Source organism: Archangium sp., from assembly GCF_036389735.1.
In the GTDB taxonomy this organism is placed as follows: Bacteria; Myxococcota; Myxococcia; order Myxococcales; family Myxococcaceae; genus Archangium.
Genome location: NZ_DASVWK010001058.1, coordinates 1 through 20,336 on the forward strand (window position 1 = coordinate 1; position 20,336 = coordinate 20,336).

Below are 20,336 nucleotides of genomic sequence, written 5' to 3' on the forward strand. Positions count from 1 at the left end.
GCCGGACCTGCCTCCCGTCCTCTCCGCCATCGTCCTCAAGCTGCTGGCCAAGGTCGCCGAGGAGCGCTACCAGAGCGCCGACGGACTCAAGGCCGACCTCGAGCGGTGCCGGGACGAGCTGCTGCGGGGCGTGCACGAGGATTTCCCCCTCGGCGTGCATGACTACCCCACCCGCTTCCAGCTCCCGCAGCGTCTCTATGGGCGGAGCGCCGAGGCCACTGCCCTGCGCCAGGGCTTCGAGCGGGTGGCCCAGGGTGGGCGCTCCGAGCTGCTCCTCGTCCACGGCTACTCGGGCATCGGCAAGTCCGCCCTGGTGCACGAGCTGCACAAGCCCGTGGTGCGCCAGCGGGGCTTCTTCCTCAGCGGCAAGTTCGACCAGTTCCAGCGGGACATCCCCTACGCCACCCTGGCCCAGGCCCTGCGCGGCCTGACGCAACAACTGCTCGCGAGCACCGACGAGGAGCTGGCCCACTGGAGTAAGCACCTGAACGCGGCCTGGGAGGGACGGGGCCAGGTCGTCGTGGACGTGGTGCCCCAGCTCGAGCTCATCGCCGGCAAGCAGCCCCCGGTCCCGCCGCTGCCTCCCTCCGAGAACCAGCACCGCTTCAACCGCGTCTTCCGCGAGCTCCTCGGCGTGTTCGCCACGCCCGAGCACCCCCTCGTCATCTTCCTGGATGACCTCCAATGGGCGGATCTCGCCAGCCTCCAGCTCATCCACCACCTGCTCACCCATCCGGAGACGCCTCCGGTGCTGCTCATCGGGGCCTACCGCGATAACGAGGTCGGCCCCTCCCACCCGCTGGCTCAGACGTTGGCGGGGCTGCGCAAGGCCGGTGCGCGGATGACGGAGCTCCAACTCGAGCCGCTGGGCCTCGAGGAGGTGCGCCAGTTCGTCGCCGACGCGCTTCCGGGGGCGGGGGCACCGGTCGTCGAACCGCTCTCGGTCCTGGTCCGCGAGAAGACCGGAGGCAACCCCTTCTTCCTGATGCAGTTCATGCAGTCGCTCCACCAGGACGGGCTGCTGGTCCGCACGCCCCAGGGGGTGTGGCGCTGGGACGCCGAGGCCATCCGCGTCCAGGGCTACTCCGACAACGTCGTCGAGTTCATGGCCGGCAAGCTGCGCCAGCTTCCCCCGGGCACCCTGCACCTGCTGCGGCTCGCGGCCTGCGTGGGCAACGTCTTCCCCCTCCAGATGCTCGGCCTGCTGTCCGACTCGCACGAGCCCTCCGAGGTGGAGCAGGGCCTGGAGCCCGCGCTCCAGGAGGGCCTGCTGATGCGTGCCGGTCCCGAGGCGGAGTACCGCTTCCTCCACGATCGCATCCAACAGGCGGCCCACTCCCTCATCCCCCAGGAGGAGCGCAAGACCGTCCACCTGCGCATCGGCCGGCTGCTGCTGGCGAGCCTGTCGCCGGAAGTGGTGCGCGAGAAGCTCTTCGATCTGGTGAGCCATCTCAACGCCGCGGCGGAGCTGCTCGACGACGCGGAGGAGCGGCTGCGGGTGGCGCGCCTGAACGCCGAGGCGGGACGCAAGGCCAAGGACTCCACCGCGTTCCGCTCGGCCGTGGCCTACCTCACCACGGCCTTCCAGCTCCTCCCGGGAGACCCCTGGGAGAGCGACCGCGCGCTGGCCTTCCAGCTTCAGCTCGACCGGGCCATCTGCGAGCTCATGAGCGGCAACGCGGCCGAGACGCGCCGCCTGGTGGAGGAACTCCTGCCCCGGGCCCGCACCCGCTCGGAGACAGCGGCCGTCTACCGCCTCAAGAGCGGCCTGCTCGTCGCCTCCAGCCAGATCCACGCGGCCATCGCCTGCCTCGTGGAGTGTCTGACGCAGATGGGCCTGCCCATGTCGCTGAACCCCTCCCAGGAGGAGGTCGTGGCCGCCAACGACGAGGTGTGGGCCCTGCTGGGAGAGCGCCCCATCGAGAGCCTCGTCGAGCTGCCTCGCATGACGGACCCGGACATGGAGGCGGTGATGAGCGTGCTCGGCGCCCTGTTCGCGCCGGCGTACTTCACCAATCCCAACCTGCTCATCGTCAACCTGTGCCGGATGGTCTCCTTGAGCATCCGCCACGGCAACAACGCCTCGTCCGCGCACGGGTATGCCTGGTACGGCGTGGTGCTGGGCCCCACCTTCAAGCGCTACCGGGAGGCCTACGCCTTCGGCCAGCTCGCCTGGAGCGTCGTCGAGCGGCACGACCTCTCCGCCATCCGCGGCAAGATCCTCTACATCCAGGAGGTCATCAACAACTGGACCCAGCCCCTCGAGAGCTGCCTGGAACTCGTGCGCAGGGGCTTCCAGCACTCGCTCCAGGGCAGTGATCTCCAGATCGCGAGCTTCTGCTGCACCCACATCGTCCAGGTCCGGCTCTCGCTGGGGCACCACCTGGAGGAGGTCTTCCAGGAGACGGTCGCCCGCCTCGCCTTCATCCGCAAGGTGAGCTTCCCGGACGTACAGACCATCATCATCCTCCTCCAGCGCTACGTGCAGCAGCTGCGCGGCGTCTCCGCTTCCTCGTTCGGAACCTTGAGCGGGGAGGACTTCGACGAGGAGGTCTTCGAGGCCGGACTGACTCCCGCCCGCATGAGCACCATGCGGTGCGGGTACTGGATCCTCAAGATGCAGACGCGCTTCCTGGCGGGGGCCTACGCCGAGGCGCGCGAAGCGGGGGCCCGGGCCGCCGAGCTGACGTGGTCCTCGCTCGGGCTGATCCAACTGCTGGACTTCCACCTCTTCCACGCCCTGACCCTGGCCGCCTGCCACGGGGGGCTCGCACCCGAGGAGCAACCCGGGAACCTGGAGGCCCTGCGCGCGCACCAGCGGCAACTGGCCGAGTGGGCCAGCCACCAGCCCGCGACCTTCCACGCCCCCGAGCGGATGGTGGCCGCGGAGCTGGCCCGCCTCCTGGACCGGGAAGGCGAGGCCCTGCGCGCCTACGAGGAAGCACAGCAGTCGGCCCGCAAGCACGGCTTCATCCAGCACGTCGCGCTGGCCAGCGAGCTCGCCGCGCGCTTCTGGCACGGGCGGCAGGTGCCCACGCTCGCGGACACCTACGCCCTCAAGGCCCGGGAGGCCTGGCTGCGCTGGGGCGCTCGGGGCAAGGTCGAGCACCTGGACGCCCTGTGGCCGCACCTGAGTTCCTCCCTTACGCCGTCGGATGAGACGGTCACGAATACGGAATCCACCCAGATCGACGCGCTCACCCTCATCAAGGCCCAGCAGGCCATCTCCAGGGAGATCGTCCTCGAGCGACTGGCGAATACGCTGCTTCGCTCGGCCCTGGAGAACGCCGGGGCCCGGCGTGGCGCCCTGTTGCTGCCTCGCGGAGACAAGCTCTCGGTGGTCGCTCTCGTGGACGGCGCCTCACCGAAGGACTCCGCCGCCGACACGGATGAGGCCCGGCTGCCCTGGACGCTCATCTCCTACGTCCGGCGCACCCGCGAGCACGTGCTCATCGGCGACGCCTCCCAGCCCCATCCCTTCTCGACGGATCCCTGGCTCGAGCACGGCCGCGCCCGCTCCGTGCTCTGCCTCCCCCTGCTGCTCCAGGAGGAGCTCCGCGGCGTGCTGTACCTGGAGAACAACCTCGCCACCAACGCCTTCACCCCCTCTCGCCTCACCCTGCTCGATCACCTCGCCTCCCAGGCCGCCATCTCCCTGGAGAACGCCCGCCTCTACTCCGAGATCCAACGCGCGGAGAGCGCGCTGCGCGCCGCCAATGACGAGCTGGAGAAGCGCGTGGAGGAGCGCACCCGCGAGCTCAAGCAGGCCCAGGCCCGACTGATGGACTCCGCACGCGAGGCCGGCATGTCCGAGGTGGCCTCCAGCGTGCTGCACAACGTCGGCAACGTCCTCACCAGCGCCGTCATCAACCTGCAGACCATGAGCGAGGCGGTGAGCACCTCGCGCATGGGCCGGCTCAAGCAGGTCTCCACCCTCGTGGAGCAGCACCGCGAGAATCTGGCGGACTTCCTCACGCGAGATCCCCGCGGCTCCCATCTGCCGGAGTACCTCTCCGCGCTCAGCGACGAACTGCTCGGCGAGCAGAGGGCGCTCCAGGACAGCATGGGGGCCCTGGGCAAACACATCGATCACATCCGGATCATCGTCCAGGTCCAGCAGACCTACACCCGCAGCACCCTGCTCAACGAGGAGTGCGATCTGGCCCAGCTCGTGGACGACGCGTTGAGCATCCAGCTGCCCTCCCTCCAGCGCCACGGCATCACCATCACCCAGGAGCTCTCCCCCCTCTCCAAGGTGTGGCTGGACAAGCACAAGGTGCTCCAGATCCTCGTCAACCTCATCAGCAACGCCAAGAACGCCATGCAGCCCCTGCCCGAGGCGCAGCGGCGCCTGCACCTGCGGCTCGCCGCGGCGGAAGGCAACCGGGCGCGGATCCAGGTGGTGGACAACGGCATGGGCATCGCGCCGGAGATCCGCGAGCGGCTCTTCTCCCAGGGCTTCACCACCCGGGAGGGGGGACACGGCCTGGGCCTGCACTCCAGCGCCCTGGCGGCGAAGCTGCTGGGCGGCCGCCTCACCCTGGAGAGCGACGGGCCCGGCAAGGGCTCCACGGCCACCCTCGAGCTGCCCCTCACGGAGGAACCCGATTCCGGGGGTGGCGGCTCTGGCACCGCTCCCCGTACGCTCTCCGCATGACGCTCCTCTCTCCCCTGGCCGTGAAGATTCCCGACGAGCACCCGGTGCTCGCCGCCGCCCGCCAGTTCGCCCCCCGGGTGGCCGCCCGCGCCGAGGAGATTGAATCGGCCCGCCGGCTGCCAGCCGAGCTCGCCCACGAGCTGGCCGAGGCCGGGTTCTTCCGGATGGTGGTCCCCGAGGCGTACGGCGGCTTCGAGCTCCACCCGGCCCGTGTGGTCGAGGTCGTCGAGACGCTGGCGCGGGCGGATGGCTCGACGGGCTGGTGCGTGATGATCGGCGCCCTCACGGCCATGTGCTCGGCCTGGCTGCCCGAGTCGGCGGCGCGCACCATCTACGGCGCTCCGGACGTCATCACCGGAGGCGTGGCCGCTCCCCTGGGGCGCGCCGAGCTCGTCGAGGGGGGCTACCGCGTCACCGGGCGCTGGGCCTGGGCCAGTGGCAGCCAGAACTGCCGCTGGCTGGTGGGAGGCGTGGTGGTGACGAAGGACGGCGCGCCCCGCATGGTGCGCGAGGGGATGCCCGAGACGCGCCTGGTCCTCCTTCCCATCGAGGACGTGACGCTGCACGACACCTGGCACGTCACGGGCCTGTGCGGCACGGGCAGCGGAGACATGGAGGTGAAGGATCTCTTCGTGCCCGCCGAGAGGAGCCTGTCGCTCCTGGCCGAGCGCCCGCGCATCGAGCGGCCGCTCTACGCCTTCCCGGCCTTCGGGCTGCTGGCGCTGGGAATTCCCGCCGTCGCGCTGGGCATCGCGCGCCGGGCCATCGACGAGCTGATGACGCTGGCGCGGCAGAAGAAGCTCCCGCCGCTCGGCCGTCAGGTGCTGGCCACCCGGCCCGCGGTGCAGGAGGCCGTGGCCGAGGCCGAGGCCACCCTACGGGCCGCGCGCGCCTTCCTGCTGGAGACGGTACACACCACCTTCGAGGCGGCCACGCGCCAGGAGGTGTCCCTGCACCACCGGGCGGAGCTGCGGCTGGCCTACACCCACGCGACGAGGAGCGCCGCGCGCGTGGTGGACCGGATGTACGAGGCGGCGGGGGGCACGGCGGTCTACCGCGCCAGCCCCTTGCAGCGCTGCCTGCGAGACATCCACGTGGCCACGCAGCACGCCATGGTGGCCCCGCCCACCCTGGAGCTCATCGGCGGGGTGCTGCTCGGCGTGGACGCCAACACGATCACCCTCTGAAAGTCCGCCCGAGCGCCTGCCCTTCGGGCGCTCGGGGTTCGAGGTGAGCGGGCGGGCGGCTTCACTCCAGGTGTGCGTCACCCTGTTGCTCCAGATCCCACGGGCCTACCTTTTTTGGGAAATCTCCAACAAGGAATCGCCCCCCATGAAAAAGCTCCCCGTCCTGATTGCCACCTGTGTGCTCGGCTTGTGGGGTTGTGCCAGTGGTTCGAAGGCTCGCACGACCAGCGACCTGGGTGCCACCTACCAGGGATTCATGAGTGATACGGACCTGGCCCGGCAGGCCCGCATCGGCGCACCCACTGTTTACAATGGAGAGGCCACGGGAGGCCCGGGCTACACGGTGACGACAGAGGATGGACGGACCTGGGCGCCCGAGCAGGCTCCGGGAAATACCGTGACGACGACCCCCTCGGATCTCCGGCGAAACATCGATCGGATGGACACGCAGTCCGAGGTGATCGACGAGGGCCCCACGGACGAGGCCTCGCAACAGTAGTCACGGCGGTCTGTCTTCTGCCCTTCAATGCCGACACGCGGAGTGAACCCCTCACCTTCACTCCGTGTTAAATCCGAGGACGTGAACGTGCCCTCGTCTCCAGCCGTACCGGTTTGCGCTCCGCGCGGTTTCGTCACCACCCGGTGGAGCCTGGTGCTCGCCGCGGGCCGGAAAGGTGGGACGAAGGAAGGGCACAGGGCCCTCTCGGAACTCTGCGAGATCTATTGGTACCCGGTCTACACCTTCGTCCGGCGCCGGGGCCATCCGGAGGACGAGGCGAGGGATCTCACCCAGGGATTCTTCACCCGGTTACTGGAGAAGAACGATCTCGAGGACGCGAAGCCCAGCAAGGGCCGGTTCCGCGCGTGGCTTCGGCAGTCGGTCAAGAACTACCTGACCAACGAGTGGGATCGCGAGCGGGCGCTCAAGCGCGGCGGGGCGCAAGTCCGCTTCTCCCTCCAGGAAGCGGAGGACGCCTTGAACTGGGAGGCCGCCTCCGGTCTCACGCCCGAGCGGGCTTTCGATCGGAGCTGGGTGGAGAGGCTCCTGCGGCACGTGCTGGCGACGCTCGGCGAGGAATACGAGCGCGACGGCAACGGGCCTCGCTTCGAGCAATTGAAGAAGTCGCTCACCGGGGAGGAGGGAGACTCGTACGAGCACATCGCCTCGGAGTTGGGCATGACGGAGGCCGCGGTGAGGACCGCGGCCTACCGGTTGCGAAAGCGCTTCAGGACGTTGCTCCTCGAGGAGATCTCCCACACCGTCGAGCACCCCGAGGACGTCGCCGACGAATTGCGCTTCCTCATCTCCGTCTTCGAGGACGTGTAACGCGCAAGGGCTGATTGCTTCACTCAGGAGCGATGACGGACTCGAGCCCCCTACCCTGCTCCCGCTGTGGCGCCGAGCCACCTCCAGCGATGGAGGGGATGTGCCCCCGGTGTCTGCTGGGCGCCGTGATGGAGCCGTCAGCGCTCTTCCCGGAGGAGCCCGTCCCCGGAGAGGACGGCAAGCACCCCCGCTTCGGCGATTACGAGTTGGTGGAGCGGCTCGCTCGAGGCGGAATGGGTGTGGTCTACAAGGCGCGCCACGTCCTCCTCAACCGCACGGTGGCGTTGAAGCGGATCGCCGAGGGCGAGCTGGCCAGCGATGCCGAGGTGCACCGCTTCCAGGCCGAAGCCGAGGACGCCGCGAGCCTCGAGCACCCGAACATCGTCCCCATCTACGAAGTGGGAGTCCACGAGGGCCGCCACTACTTCACGATGAAGTTGATGGAGGGCGGGAGCCTCGCCGATCAGGTGCAGCGCTTCCGCGGCCGTCCCCGCGACGCGGCGCTCCTGCTCGAGACGGTGGCCCGGGCGGTCCACTACGGGCACCAGCGCGGCGTCCTCCACCGGGACCTGAAACCGGCCAACCTGCTGCTCGACGCCGCGGGCGTGCCACACGTCGCCGACTTCGGGGTGGCCAAGCGCCTCAAGGAGGCCGGGGTGACCCAGACGGGCTCGGTGGTGGGCACGCCCGCCTACATGGCGCCGGAGCAGGCCCAGCCGCGTGGCCACCTCACCGTCGCCGTGGACGTCTACAGCCTGGGGGTCATCCTCTACGAGCTGCTGACGGGCGAGTTGCCCTTCAAGACCGAGAGCCGCGACGAGCCCCTCGCGCCGCGCAAGCTCGCGCCGCGCATCTCCCGGGATCTGGAGGCGATCTGCCTCAAGTGCCTGGAGAAGGAGCCCACCTGGCGGTACGGCTCCGCGGCGGAGCTGGCGGATGATCTGCGGCGCTACCTCAATGGGGAGGAGAGCGTGGCGCGGCCCCTCGGCCTGTTCAGGCGGCGTTGGAGGTGGTGCCGGAGACACCCCCTCGAGGCGGGGCTGCTGGTCACCCTGTTCTGGACGCTGTTGGTGGTGGCGGTGGGTGCCGTCCACATCGCGCGCGCCCAGGAAGAGGAGCTGCGCCGCGACGCGCACCAATTGAATGCCTACGCCGCGTCGCTGGTCGCGAGGGCGGTGCTCTTCGAGTTGCAGCAGTACAGCCAGAGCGTGGGGCGCGCGGCGGCGCGGCCGGAGCTCGTGGCCGCGCTCCAGGCGCGCGACATGCCAGCCCTCCAGTCCTTCTGCGAGGAGCAGTACAGGTACCATGACCGCCCGCACGGGGGCGCGAAGTCCCTGGGCGCGGACTCGCCCTTCGTCATCTGGTTCGTCCAGGACACCACTGGACGCATCCTCGCCCTGGGGGGCGACAATCAGAAGCGGAGCTCCATCGGCAAGGACTTCGGGTGGCGCGATTACTTCGAGGGAGCCCAGCGCCTGCCCGCCGGGGGGCCGCCCGCCGCGTATGTCGCGCGGGCCTTCGTGTCGACCGGTGACGACAAGTACGCGTTCGCCCTGTCCGCCCCGGTGTACGCCGCGGATGGGACATGGCTCGGGGTGCTGGTGGCCACCGTCCCCTCCAACTCCAGGCTCGGCTCGCTGCGGCTCAACGACCCGAATTATCCCAACAGCACCGCCACACTGGTGGCGCTCACGGACCGGACGAGCCGGCAGGTCGCCCTCCCTCCCCGCGACGAGTACGCCGTCCTCGTCCACGAGCGGCTGGGGCGTGGGATGCCGGCCCTCCTGGATCGCCAGACGGCACAGCAGCTCGCGCGGGCCTCGCCAGAGGCCTCGCCACCCGGACAGGAGCAGCTCCAGTTCCGGGCGTCCGCGGGCAACGAGCTCAAGGGCTACCGGGATCCGGTGTCGGACGAGCCGGGCACATGGTTGGCGGCATTCGCCCCGGTGGGCCACACCCCGTTCACCGTCATCGTGCAGACGCGAGAGACCGCGGTGCTCGCGGTCAACGCGCGCCTGGCGCACCACATCGCCTGGTGGAGCCTGCCGTTCGCCCTGGGCGTCGGGCTGGTCTGGCTCGTCATCGGATGGTTTCGATACCGCCAGAGCCGTCGAGGTGCCTCAACGAGAAGTAGCTCACCATGAAGCGCTGCTGCTGGGTGAGGGCGCGGTAGTCAATGTGAGCGCCTCCGTCCTCCTCGAGCACGAAGTGCTCATTGTCCTGCCAGATCTCGGTGCTGAGCTTGCCGAGCCTGAACGGAATCAACATGGAAGCGAAGTAGCCGCCATTGATGTAGATGTCGACGCTCTCGGTGGCTCCGTCTGGATTGACGCTCCACACGAACTTGAAGGTGTTCCACTGCTGCATGTCCAGCCACGGAGGAGCATTCACGACGGTGATGGGATAGGTGTTGTAGACGACGTTGAACTTGAGCCCGTCCAAGAAGCCGCCGAAGGTGTTGGCCTGGCAATAATTGAAGCCAATGGCATTCATGGGGGGCAACGGCTCATAGCTGGCGTTGTCATACGGGGAGTTCCAGAGCCACACCCCGTTGGAGCCCAGCGCACCTCCCGTGGCGTCGATGCTGTAGGTCTCCGACCACCGGACGGTCGTCTCCAGCACCACGGGCTTGCCAGGGACCGGCTGCCACGCGTTCACGATCTCCGCGGGATACCCGGTGTGCTCCTCGGCCACGTCGACATTCACGAAGTACCCGGCCGTGTTCCCTGGCTGGAGGACGAGGTTCGCGTAGGAGTCGTTGTGCTCGCTCACGAGCTGGTAGCAGGAGCTTGGACCGCAAAAGTCCTCGACATGCACCTGCTGCCCGTTTTGTTCACCCCAGTTGATGATCCACCACTTCGCCCGCGTATCGGGCCGCAGGTAGGTGTGGTTGAAGTTGTCTTCGATCTTCTGCGGTAGCGGCGAAGCGTCCGCCCGCGCGGGTGGGAGCGGGGTGACCACGACTCCGATCGCCACGGCGAGGAACAGCCTGGCCCACGGGGATTTTTGTTTCAGCTTGGTCATGAGGGTGTGCTCGAAAGGGTTGGACCTCGCTCGCCGCGAGGACTGACGTTTCTTCACGTCGTCGGGTGGGCACTCCGGCAATTTCTCCAGACGAGGGCCACCGCCAGGCCCGGTGGCTTCCACCCCGGGTCCAGGAAGTTTCTCTCTGGCGCCACGACTTTCGCCTCCATGTGGCGTTGTCTACCCACTCGCGGATCCGGGATTGCATGTCCCGTGCCCTACCCGGGGGGAGTGCAATGGTCGAAATGCGCTGGATGTGCCTGGCCCTGTGTCTGCTGACCGTCGTGGGAGCGGGCTGTGAGCAGTCGTCGCCGTCGCCACGGGACATGGCGTACCTGACGGCCTCCCCCCAGGTCCTGGAGTTCGGCGCCTCGGCGGTGGGAGTGTCCCGGACGATGAAGGTGCGGCTCGCCAATCACGGGCGCGCCGGGCTCGGCATCCACGGGGCGAGCGCCATCCCGTCCACCCTGGAGGTGACTCCCTTCGAGCCCTTCGTGCTGGAGGCCGGTGACGAGCGGGAGCTGGAGGTGCGCTTCGCGCCGGACGCGGAGGGAGAGGTGCGGGGCGTATTGGAGGTGCGCACCGACGCCAACAACGTGGGCCGGGAAGGCGTGATGCGGCTCGGCGTGGGTGGCCAGGGCGTGAGGACACGGGTGGAGGTGAGGACGAGCGCCCTCGACTTCGGCGGCGAGGAGCTGGGCCGGGCGCGGATGCTGGAGCTTCCCGTCTTCAACCCCACGCAGGTGGAGAGCCCGGTGCACCTGGAGTTCCAGGGGACGGACGCGGACCTGTTCTCCTCCGGCGAGGTGGGGGCGCTCCGGATGTTGAAGCCAGGAGAGGAGCGCGTGCTGCCGGTGTACTTCACGCCCGCGCGGCCAGGAGTGGCCCAGGCGTCCGTGCGCGTGACGGCGTGCCCAGGCTGCGAGCCCACCGTCGTATCGCTCTCGGGCACGGGTCTCCCCACGAGGCTGGAGGTGACGCCGTCGCGCGTGGAGTTTGGCCGCGTGGCGCTGGGGGACAGCGTGGAGGAGCGCATCCTCGTGCGCAACGTGGGCCCCCTGCCCCTGACGTACGGTGGGGTGAAGCTGCTGGACAACGAGAGCGGCGCCTTCCACGTGGTGAGCGTGTCCCTGCTGGTGGGCCGCGTGCTCGACCCGGGCGCGGCGCTGGAGGTGCGGGTGGGCTTCTCACCCGCCGCCCATGGCGCCGTGCGCGAGGCCCGGGTGGAGCTCGACCTGCGTCGGCCGGGCACCTCCTCCCCGGGTCCTCAGATGGCGCTCTCGGGCGAGGGCGGCGCCTCGTGCGTGGTGCTCCAGCCGCAACCGCTCGACTTCGGCGTGGTGGCCGAGGGCATGAGCGCCACCCGGGACGTGCTCATCCTCAACCGCTGCCGCGCCGACGCGCTGCTGACCGAGCTGAAGCTCACCACGAAGAAGGGGGGCCACTTCATTCTGGCGCAGGCACCCTCCAGCACACCCATTCCAGCGGGCCAGTCGCTCTCCGTGCCCCTCACCTTCAGGCCGCGCGCCAGCAGCGAGGCGGGTGAGGAGGGAGAGGCGGAACTCGTCGCCAAGGTGCTCATCGGGCGCGGCACCTCCACCGAGGTGCTCAAGGTGGTGGGCACGGGCAAGGTGTTCTCGCCCTGCCAGTACAAGCTGGAACCGGCCACGGTGGACTTCGGCAACGTGCCGGTGGGCTCCGAGGTGACGCTCGCCGCGGCGGTGCGCAACACCGGCGCCACCGAGTGCTACCTGGCCGGGATGCAGCTCATCGACGGCTCGGACGCGTCCTTCTCCGCCGAGAAGAAGGGCAACTCCGTGCTCCAGCCGGGCCAGCGTGCCCTGCTGCTGGTGCGTTTCAAGCCGGGCTCCGAGGGCGAGTTCACCGGCCTGGCGGAGGGCTGGGTGAACCACCCGTCCAATGGCCACGTGCTGATTCCCCTGCGCGGTCTGGGCGTCAACGGCTGCTTCTCCGTGCAGCCCACCAGCCTGGACTTCGGCCTCACCCGGCTCACCTGCGGCCCGCGCGAGCGCGAGCTCATCGTCTACAACAGGTGCCCCGGGCCCACGACGCTGAGGGGCCTGATGACCGAGGGCGACGCGGGGGACTTCAAGCTGGAGCACGCGCTCTTCTTCCCGGCGACGCTTCCGGCCAACAGCCAGGCGCGCATCAAGGTGTCGTACGAGCCGCGGAGCGATGGGGAGGACGCGGCGGCGCTCCGCTTCGACCTGGGCATGGGCTCACCCTACACGGTGGGCCTGGTGGGCCGGGGCGAGCTGAAGACCGATCAGACGGACGAGTTCGTCCAGCAGGTGCAGGCCAAGGTGGACGTGCTGTTCGTGATGGACAACTCGGGCTCGATGATGGACGAGCAGCAGAACGTGGGGGAGAACTTCGCGGCCTTCCTCACCCACGCGGCCTCCACGGGCGTGGACTACCACATCGCCGTCACCACCACGGGAACGGAGCGCTCGTCGGGGGGGTGGGCGGTATGCCCGGGTGGGGCCGAGGGCGGTGAGAACGGGCGCTTCTTCCCCGTGGACAACTCCTCGCCCCGCATCATCACCCCCACCACGTCGGCGGCCGCGACCGTCTTCGCGCACAACATCAACGTGGGCGTGTGCCACTGGAACGAGCGGGGCCTGGATGCCATGCACCGCGCCCTGTCGGCTCCGCTCGTCTTCGAACAGGACGACCCGCGCACGCCGCAGCCGATGGATGGCAACGCCGGCTTCCTGCGCGAGGACGCCCGGCTGGCCGTCATCGTCGTGACGGACGAGGAGGACTTCTCCGAGCAGCCGGTGTCCTTCTACGAGACGTTCCTCCTGGGGTTGAAGGGGGGCGATGCCTCGCGGGTCATCTTCTCCACCATCGCCGGGCCCAAGGACCTGAGTTCCTGCCCCAAGGCCAGCACCTCCGGCACCCGCTACATCCAGCTCGCCGAGGCCACCGGCGGCGTGGTGGAGAGCATCTGCACGGCCAACTGGGCCGCCTCGCTGGAGAAGATGTCGAGGCGCGCCTTCGGTCCCAACCGCTCCTTCCAGCTCTCCGAGAAGCCCGCGGATGCCTCGCGCATCGTGGTGCGGGTGGATGGCGTGGAGGTGAAGACTGGCTGGGTGTACGACCACACCTCCAAGACCGTCACCTTCGCGGAGGACTCGGTGCCCAGGCCCGGGGCCTCTGTCTCGGTGGCCTATCTGGTGGGCTGCTGACGCCCTCGAGCGTCACGCGTGATGCGCATCACCACCCCGGCGGGCGCATCGAGCGGCGGCACGCTCAGTTCACCTTGACGGAGATGGGCGCCGACGTGGTGACGTTGCCGGCCGCGTCATGGGCCCTGGCCGTGAGGGTGTGCGTCCCCTTCGACACGTTCATCAGGCTCCAGCTCACGCTGTAGGGGGCGGTGGTGTCCGTGCCGATGACCGCGGCGCCGTCGTAGAACACCACCTGGGTGACCCCGACGTTGTCACCCGCGCTCGCCTGCACGGTGGTGCTCAAGAACAACGTCGCCCCGTTGGTCGGAGAGGTGATGGCCACGGTGGGCGCGGAATTGTCCACCGTGATGGCCCGGCCAGCGGACACGGTGACGTTGCCCGCCGCATCGTAGGCCCGAGTCGTGAGCGTGACGCCGCCATTGGCCACGGCCGTCGTGTCCCAACTCACCCCGTACGGTGCCGTGGTGGACGTCCCGAGCAACGTCCCACCCACGTAGAACTCGACCCTCTCCACCCCCAGGTTGTCGCTGGCCGTGGCGCTGATGGGAACGGTTCCCCGGACACGGGCGTTCTGGGCCGGAGAGCCGAGGGCCGTCGTCGGCGCGGTGTTGTCGACGGTCACCCCTACCCCGGCGGAGGTAAAGACGTTGCCGGCGCTATCAAAGGCCTTCACCGTGAGCGTGTGGGCGCCGTCGGCCACACCCGCCGTGTTCCAGCTCATCGTGTAGGGCGCGCTGGTGTCCGTACCGAGCAGTGTCCCACCCGCGTGGAACTCGACCCCCGCCACCCCGTGGTTGCCGCTCGCGGTGGCCTCGAGCACGACAGTGCTCCGGAGGAAGGCCCCCTGCGCGGGCGAAGTGAGCGCCGCGTCCAGCGGGAGGTTGACGACGTTCACCACGATCGCCGCGGAGGTCCCGACGTTGCCCGCGGGGTCATGGACCTTCGTGGTGAGCGTGTGGGCACCGTCCGTCGCGTACAGCGAGTTCCAGCTCACCGCGTAGGGCGCGCTGGTGTCCGTGCCGAGCAGCGTCCCGTCCACATAGAACTCGACCCTCGCCACTGCCTGGTTGTCGTTCGCGTCGGCGCTGACCTGGACGGTTCCCTCGACCAGGGCATTCGACGCCGGAGCGGTGAGGGCCGTCGTCGGCGCGGTATTGTCGACGGTCACCGCCACCCCGGCGGAGGTGCGAACGTTGCCGGTGGCGTCGTGGGCCTTCACCGTGAGCGTGTGGGCACCATCCGTCACGCTCGCGGTGTTCCAGCCCACCGCGTAGGGCGCGCTGGTGTCGGTGCCGAGCAGCGTCCCATCCACGTAGAACTCGACCCTCACCACTTCCCGGTTGTCGCTGGCGGTGGCGCTGACCTGGATGGTTCCCCGGAGCCAGGCGTTCTGCGCCGGGGCGGTGAGGCCCGTCGTCGGCGCGGTATTGTCGACGGTCACCGCCACCCCGGCGGAGGTGCGGACGTTGCCGGTGGCGTCGTGGGCCTTCACCGTGAGCGTGTGGGCACCGTCCGTCGCGTACAGCGTGTTCCAGCTCATCGTGTAGGGCGCGCTGGTGTCGGTGCCGAGCAGCGTCCCGTCCATGTGGAACTCGACCTTGGAGAGCACCTGGTTGTCACTGGCGGCGGCCTCGAGCACGACAGTGCTCCGGAGCAAGGTCCCCTGCGCGGGTGAAGTGAGCGCCGCGTCCGGCGGGGTGTTGTCGACGTTCACCACGATCGCGGGAGAGGTCCCCACGCGACCCTCGCTGTCCTGGGCCTTCGCGGTGAGCGAGTGGGCCCCGTCCACCACGGCGGTGCTATTCCAGCTCGTCTCGTAGGGCGCGCTGGTGTCGGTGCCGAGCAGCGTCCCACCCGCGTAGAACTCGACCTTCGTCACCGCCGAGGTGCTGGCGACCGTCGCGGTCACCGGCACCAGGCCCTTCACCCGCGCACCGTTGGAGGGCGCGGTGAGCGTCACCACCGGGGCCGACAGCACCGCGAAGGCCACGTCGTCACGGTCGTCATAGAAGCCGGTGCTGCACGCCGAGCTGTTGTTGCCATTCATCCGGAACTGGGCGCGCACCGCCTGGAGCATGCCCGTGGGCAGGACATACTCCGTCGAGAGCACCTGGGCCCCCGTCGCGCCCGGCTGGAGCGTGGTCAGGTACGTCCACGAGGGCTTGGTGGCATCGCCCGTGTAGAACAGGTCGAGCGCGGCCGCGACGGTGTCCCAGGTGTTGACGTGGACCTCGAGCCGGACGCGTTGGCCCTGCGAGAGGAGCCCTCCATTGACACTCGACAGCTTGATCCGATTGATGTGATGCCCGCCGTAGCTGACCGAGCCGTCGGTACAGGTCCCGTTGAGCGTATTGGACGAATTGGGCTCCGAGGAGTACCGGCCCCTCACGAGGCTCGTGGTGTCGCAGACGTTGGTCGACGTGGCGCACTTCGGTACACGGAGCGTGGCATCGAACACGGCGCTGACGGGCTGGCTCGTGGTGACCGCGACCCCGGCGCTCGTGCCCACCTTGTTCACCGCGTCATGGGCCCTGGCGGACAGGGTGTGGCTCCCGTCCACCTCCGAGCCGCTGTCCCAGTCCACACCGAAGGGAGCCGTCGTGTCGCTGGCCAGCAACACCCCGTCCAGGAGGAAGTCGACCCGGGTGACCCCGACGTCGTCCGTGGCGTCCGCCCGGAGGGAGACCACGCCGCTCAGCGTCGCCCCGCTGGCCGGTGAGGTGAGGACCACGGTGGGGACCGCGTTGTCGACCGTCACGTTCACCGGGGTGGACGTGGCGACGTTGCCCTGGGAGTCGGTGGCGCGCGCGGTCAGCGCATGGCCTCCGCCGGCCGCCGTCAGGGTGTTCCAGGAGAAGCTGTAGGGCCAGGAGGTGTCGGTCCCGAGCAGCGTCCCATCCAGGAGGAACTCCACCTTGGACACCACGGAGGCCGCGTCGTTGGCGTCCGCCGAGAGCGTCACGGTCCCGCCGAGCGTCGTACCGCTCACGGGCTCGGTGAGCGCGACGGTCGGAGGCGTGGTCTCGTTCACCACGGTCACCAGCACCTCCTGCGAGGTCGCCATGTTGCCGGCCGCGTCATAGGCCCGGGCGCTCAAGGCATACTGGCCGGTGTAGCTGAAGCTCGTATAGGCGTCGAAGGGCGCGGAGTAGGAGGTGCCGATCAGACCGGAGCCTTTGTAGAACTCGACCCGGGCGACGCCCACATTGTCCGTGGCGTCCGCGATGAGCCGCACCTGCGCGTTCTTGCCCACTCGCGTGCCAGGGGCGGGAGCGGTGAGGGAGACCACGGGCGCGACGAAGTCGTTGGCCGTCGTCACCGTCACGGGCTGCGAGCTCACCACGTTTCCGGCCAGGTCTCGGGCTCGGGCTGTCAACGTGTGGCCGCCGTTCGGGACGCTCCGGGTGGCCCACAACATGCCATATGGCTCCGAGCCATCCGTCCCGATCAGGGTCTCTCCGTCATGGAAGTCCACGGCCACCACGCCGAAGTTGTCGTTCGCCACGGCCGACAACGTGACGGTTCCGGTCAGCGTCGCTCCGCTGGCGGGAGCGGTGAGCGCGACCTGGGGTGGAACGGAGTCCGTCTCTTGAGCGACCGCGAAGACCAGATCGTCGCGATCATTGAACGAGGCCTCCGTCGTGCTCTCGGCGCAGGGCCCGGGGCCGATGACCAGGTTGAAGGCCGCGCGCACGGCCTGGAGACCGCCCGCGGGCAGAACGAACTCCGCCGCCAGCGTCTGCGCGCCCACGACCGTGGGCCTGAGGGTCGTGAGGTAGTTCCACGAGGGCTGGGTCGCATCCGCCGCGGAGTACAGCTCCAGCCTGTCATGAGGCAGGGACTCGGGGTTGTCGACCACCACGTCGACTTCAACGCGGACCCGCTTGCCAGCGGCCAGCACCGAGCCATCCTGCCGGACCACCCGGATCCGAGAAACGGACTCGGCCATCGATTCCGTGCGCGTGCCGTCGAGGCACCCGTCCACGGTATTGGGCGTGTTGAGTTCGGGACCGCGGAACTGCCCCCGTCCCTGGACCAGGCCGCGGGTGTCGCAGCGATCCATCCAGGTGTCGCACCGGGGTGCCTTCAAGACCGGATCGTAGCGCGCGTTGCCCGGGTTGCTCGTCTCGACCGTGACGGGCGCGCTCGCCACCGACTGCCCGGCCTCGTCATACGCCTTGACGCTCAGCGTGTGGCCGCCGTTGAACACGGCCACCGAGTCCCAGGCGAACGCGAACGGAGCCGTCGTGTCGGTCCCGATGGGCAGGCCGTCCACGAAGAACTCCACCCGGGAGATTCCCCGGTCGTCGCTCGCGGTCGCCTCGATGGAGACGCTGCCGCTCACGGTGGACGCGGGGACGGGAGCCGTGATCTCAGCCCCGGTCGGTGGGGAGAAGTCGTTGTCGACGACCACGTTCACCGTGCTCTGCGAGACGTGGCCGGCCACGTCGTATGCCCGCGCGGTGAGGGTGTAGGGCCCGTTGGGCTCCGTCCGGGTCGCCCAGGTCCACCCGTAGGGGGCCTCGGAGTCCGTCAGGACCAGGGTCGAGCCGTTGTACAACTCCACGCGCTGCACGCCGAAGTCGTCGCTCGCCTCCATCTTGACGACGACGGCGCCATTCACCGTGGTGCCCTCCATCGGGGAGGTGATGGCCACGCTCGGCGGTGTGGGGTCCGGATCCTGGTTCACCGCGAAGACGAGGTCGTCATGGTCGGTGGCGTAGGGAGGCATCTGGGCACAGCCATTGGAAATGACGGCGCTCCTGTGGAACACGCCTCGGAGGGCCTGGAGCCCGCCCGCCGGAAGCAGGTAGCGGGTCGAGAGGACCTGGAGGCCCTTCTTGTTCGGCCACAAGGTCGCCAGTTGGGTCCAGACGGGGTTGCTCGCGTCCGGCGCGGCGAAGAGGATCAGCTTCTCGTACCCCAGGTAGGGGCTCATCTCCGCATGGACCGTGGCCTGGACCGTTACCTCCTTGCCCACCTGGAACTCGGTGCCATCACTCGGGAAGACGAGGAGCCGCTCCAGCGAGGGTTCCGCGAGGTACGTGCCGCCCTGCCCGTCCGGGCAGAGGCCGCCCAGGGTGTTGGGCTGGTGGGGCTCGGGGCCGGAGCTTCCCCTCCCCTCCAGGAGTCCCGCCGAATCGCACCGGCTGCCCACGGCCGCACAGACGGGCGTTCCCCACGCGGGCTCGAACGTCGCCTCGCCGGCGTTCGCGAGCGTCACCGTGACCGGGGTGCTCACGCCCTGATTGTAGTGGACGTCATGGGCCCGGGCGGTGAACACCCCCGGGCCGTTGCGGGTGAAGAGGCTGTTCCAGGCCAGCGCATAGGGCGCCGTGGCATCCGAGCCGATCAAGCGGTCTCCGAGGAAGAACTGGACCTGGGCGATCGCTGATTCGTCCGTCACGGTGGCGGTCAGGGACACCGTGCCGCTGACCGTTGCCCCGGCCATGGGCGCGGTGAGGAGGACGTGGGGCGGAGTCTGGTCGGCCCCGTTACCGCCGGCATACAGGAGCCGGTTCGGAGAGGTGGAGGAGCCCGTGTAGAGCACGTCGGGCGTCGTGCGGCCGAGGAGCTCGGTGGTGACTTCCCCGGGCGTGGCCAGGGGGTGGCCTTCCAGGTACAGCGCCGCCACACCCGCTACGTGCGCGGCCGCGATCGAGGTGCCGCTGAGCGTGTTCGTGCTGGTGTCGTTGATGCTCCAGGCCGAGAGGATGTCGGTACCCGGCGCGAAGAGATCCAGGCAGCTGTCGGAATTGGAGAAGGAGGCCCGGGAGTCACCGGAGCCGATCGCCCCGACCGTCAGCGCGGCGGGAGTCCGGCCAGGAGACCGGTTGCACGCGGTGGATTGATGGTCGCCCGCCGCGACCGCATAGGAGACTCCGGCATTGATGGAGCGGGTGACCGCCTCATCCACCGACGTCGAGACGTTGCCAGACAGGCTGATGTTGGCCACCGCCGGCTTCACGTGGTGGGCGGTGACCCACTCGACGCCGGCGAGCACCCCGGACATGTAGCCCGTCCCCGAGCAGTCCGTGACCCGCACGGCGTGCAGGGTCGCCCCCTTGGCCACGCCATACGTCGCACCGCCGATCGTTGCCGCGACGTGCGTGCCGTGGCCGTGGCAGTCGTCCGAGCCGTTGCCGTCCTCGATGACGGAGAAGCCAGGAACCGCTCGCCCACCGAACTCGGAATGGGTGAAGCGGATGCCCGAGTCGAGGACGTAGACATGGACCCCGCTGCCGGTGGCGTCGTAGGTGTACGCCCCATCCAGCGGCCGTTCCCGCTGATCGATGCGGTCGAGTCCCCAGGGCGCGGGGGCCTGCGTGCCCATGGAGGTGACCTCGCCGTCCTCCTCCACGTACCGCACGCGCGGATCGTTGCTCAGCCGCAGCGCGACCGCCTCCGGCATCGTCGCGGCGAAGCCCTGGAGGGCGCGGGAGTACACGTGCTTCACGGAGGCCCCATGGAGCGCGGAGAGCTGCTTCGCGAGCGGCTCCACCTGGGCCTTGGCCACGGCCTTCTCGTCGAGGACGACGATGTACCGGCCCGGCACGGCCTTCTCGGTCCTCAGCAGCCGGCTTCCCGTGACGAAGGACTTCGCCGTTTTCTTCGAGGCGTCCGCCTCGGCCATGCGCTCCACGGAAGTGGGCTCACAAGAAGCGAGCACGAGCCCCGCCGCGAACAGTGTCACCAGGATGCGCACGGAGTTCCCCTTGGGCTCGAAGGTCATTCCCTGATAATTGAACAATTCCAGGAAAACTGGATCACCCCCCGGTTCAAAAAGCGACACACGGAGAGCTGGCCTCGCGCCAACTTCTCGGAAACACGAAGCCTGGGTGCGTCTCGGATCGGGGTCGCGTCCCCTGCCCTGAACTGGCGAGACACGAAAAGCACTTCACCCACGTAGACTGGGAATGTGAGTT

The 20,336-nt window shown here is 69.1% G+C and carries 8 protein-coding genes; 6 read left to right on the forward strand and 2 right to left on the reverse strand.

The genetic code is table 11. The annotated features are described in order from the left end of the window. The 5 genes from VF794_RS37870 to VF794_RS37890 all read left to right on the forward strand — a co-directional run. Positions 1 to 4,657 (forward strand): trifunctional serine/threonine-protein kinase/ATP-binding protein/sensor histidine kinase (locus VF794_RS37870; RefSeq protein ID WP_331118256.1); only part of this gene is annotated, 4,657 nt, incomplete at its 5' end. Then, positions 4,654 to 5,844, forward strand: coding sequence for an acyl-CoA dehydrogenase family protein (locus VF794_RS37875; protein WP_331118258.1), 1,191 nt, complete (start codon positions 4,654 to 4,656; stop codon positions 5,842 to 5,844). The genes VF794_RS37870 and VF794_RS37875, both read left to right, overlap by 4 nt. Positions 5,845 to 5,989: 145 nt before the next feature. Continuing rightward, positions 5,990 to 6,343: a hypothetical protein gene (locus VF794_RS37880; protein ID WP_331118259.1), complete on the forward strand. Its 354-nt coding sequence runs from the start codon at positions 5,990 to 5,992 to the stop codon at positions 6,341 to 6,343. Between the two features lie 87 nt (positions 6,344 to 6,430). Then, positions 6,431 to 7,171: a sigma-70 family RNA polymerase sigma factor gene (locus tag VF794_RS37885; protein WP_331118261.1), complete on the forward strand. Its 741-nt coding sequence runs from the start codon at positions 6,431 to 6,433 to the stop codon at positions 7,169 to 7,171. Positions 7,172 to 7,269: 98 nt separating this feature from the next. Then, a complete protein-coding gene (locus VF794_RS37890) occupies positions 7,270 to 9,315 on the forward strand; it encodes a protein kinase domain-containing protein (protein ID WP_331118263.1) in 2,046 nt (681 codons plus the stop codon). Here VF794_RS37890 and VF794_RS37895 read toward each other — a convergent pair. Beyond that, a complete protein-coding gene (locus VF794_RS37895) occupies positions 9,251 to 10,195 on the reverse strand; it encodes a hypothetical protein (RefSeq protein WP_331118265.1) in 945 nt (314 codons plus the stop codon). The two genes, VF794_RS37890 and VF794_RS37895, sit on opposite strands and share 65 nt — an antisense overlap. 245 nt (positions 10,196 to 10,440) lie before the next feature. On the opposite strand from VF794_RS37895, the gene VF794_RS37900 reads away from it, so the two are divergent. Further along, a complete protein-coding gene (locus tag VF794_RS37900) occupies positions 10,441 to 13,407 on the forward strand; it encodes a choice-of-anchor D domain-containing protein (RefSeq protein WP_331118267.1) in 2,967 nt (988 codons plus the stop codon). A gap of 64 nt (positions 13,408 to 13,471) precedes the next feature. Here VF794_RS37900 and VF794_RS37905 read toward each other — a convergent pair whose 3' ends face one another. Then, on the reverse strand, positions 13,472 to 20,143 hold the full coding sequence (locus tag VF794_RS37905) for an Ig-like domain-containing protein (RefSeq protein WP_331118269.1): 6,672 nt from the start codon (positions 20,141 to 20,143) through the stop codon (positions 13,472 to 13,474). Between the last annotated feature and the right edge of the window lie 193 nt (positions 20,144 to 20,336).

Bases quoted from the DNA above. Each gene is read 5' to 3' on its own strand.
- VF794_RS37890 (WP_331118263.1), top strand. From the start codon at position 7,270: ATGTGCCCCCGGTGTCTGCTGGGCGCCGTGATGGAGCCGTCAGCGCTC.
- VF794_RS37875 (WP_331118258.1), top strand. From the start codon at position 4,654: ATGACGCTCCTCTCTCCCCTGGCCGTGAAGATTCCCGACGAGCACCCG.
- VF794_RS37880 (WP_331118259.1), top strand. From the start codon at position 5,990: ATGAAAAAGCTCCCCGTCCTGATTGCCACCTGTGTGCTCGGCTTGTGG.
- VF794_RS37900 (WP_331118267.1), top strand. From the start codon at position 10,441: ATGCGCTGGATGTGCCTGGCCCTGTGTCTGCTGACCGTCGTGGGAGCG.
- VF794_RS37895 (WP_331118265.1), bottom strand. From the start codon at position 10,195: ATGACCAAGCTGAAACAAAAATCCCCGTGGGCCAGGCTGTTCCTCGCC.
- VF794_RS37905 (WP_331118269.1), bottom strand. From the start codon at position 20,143: ATGACCTTCGAGCCCAAGGGGAACTCCGTGCGCATCCTGGTGACACTG.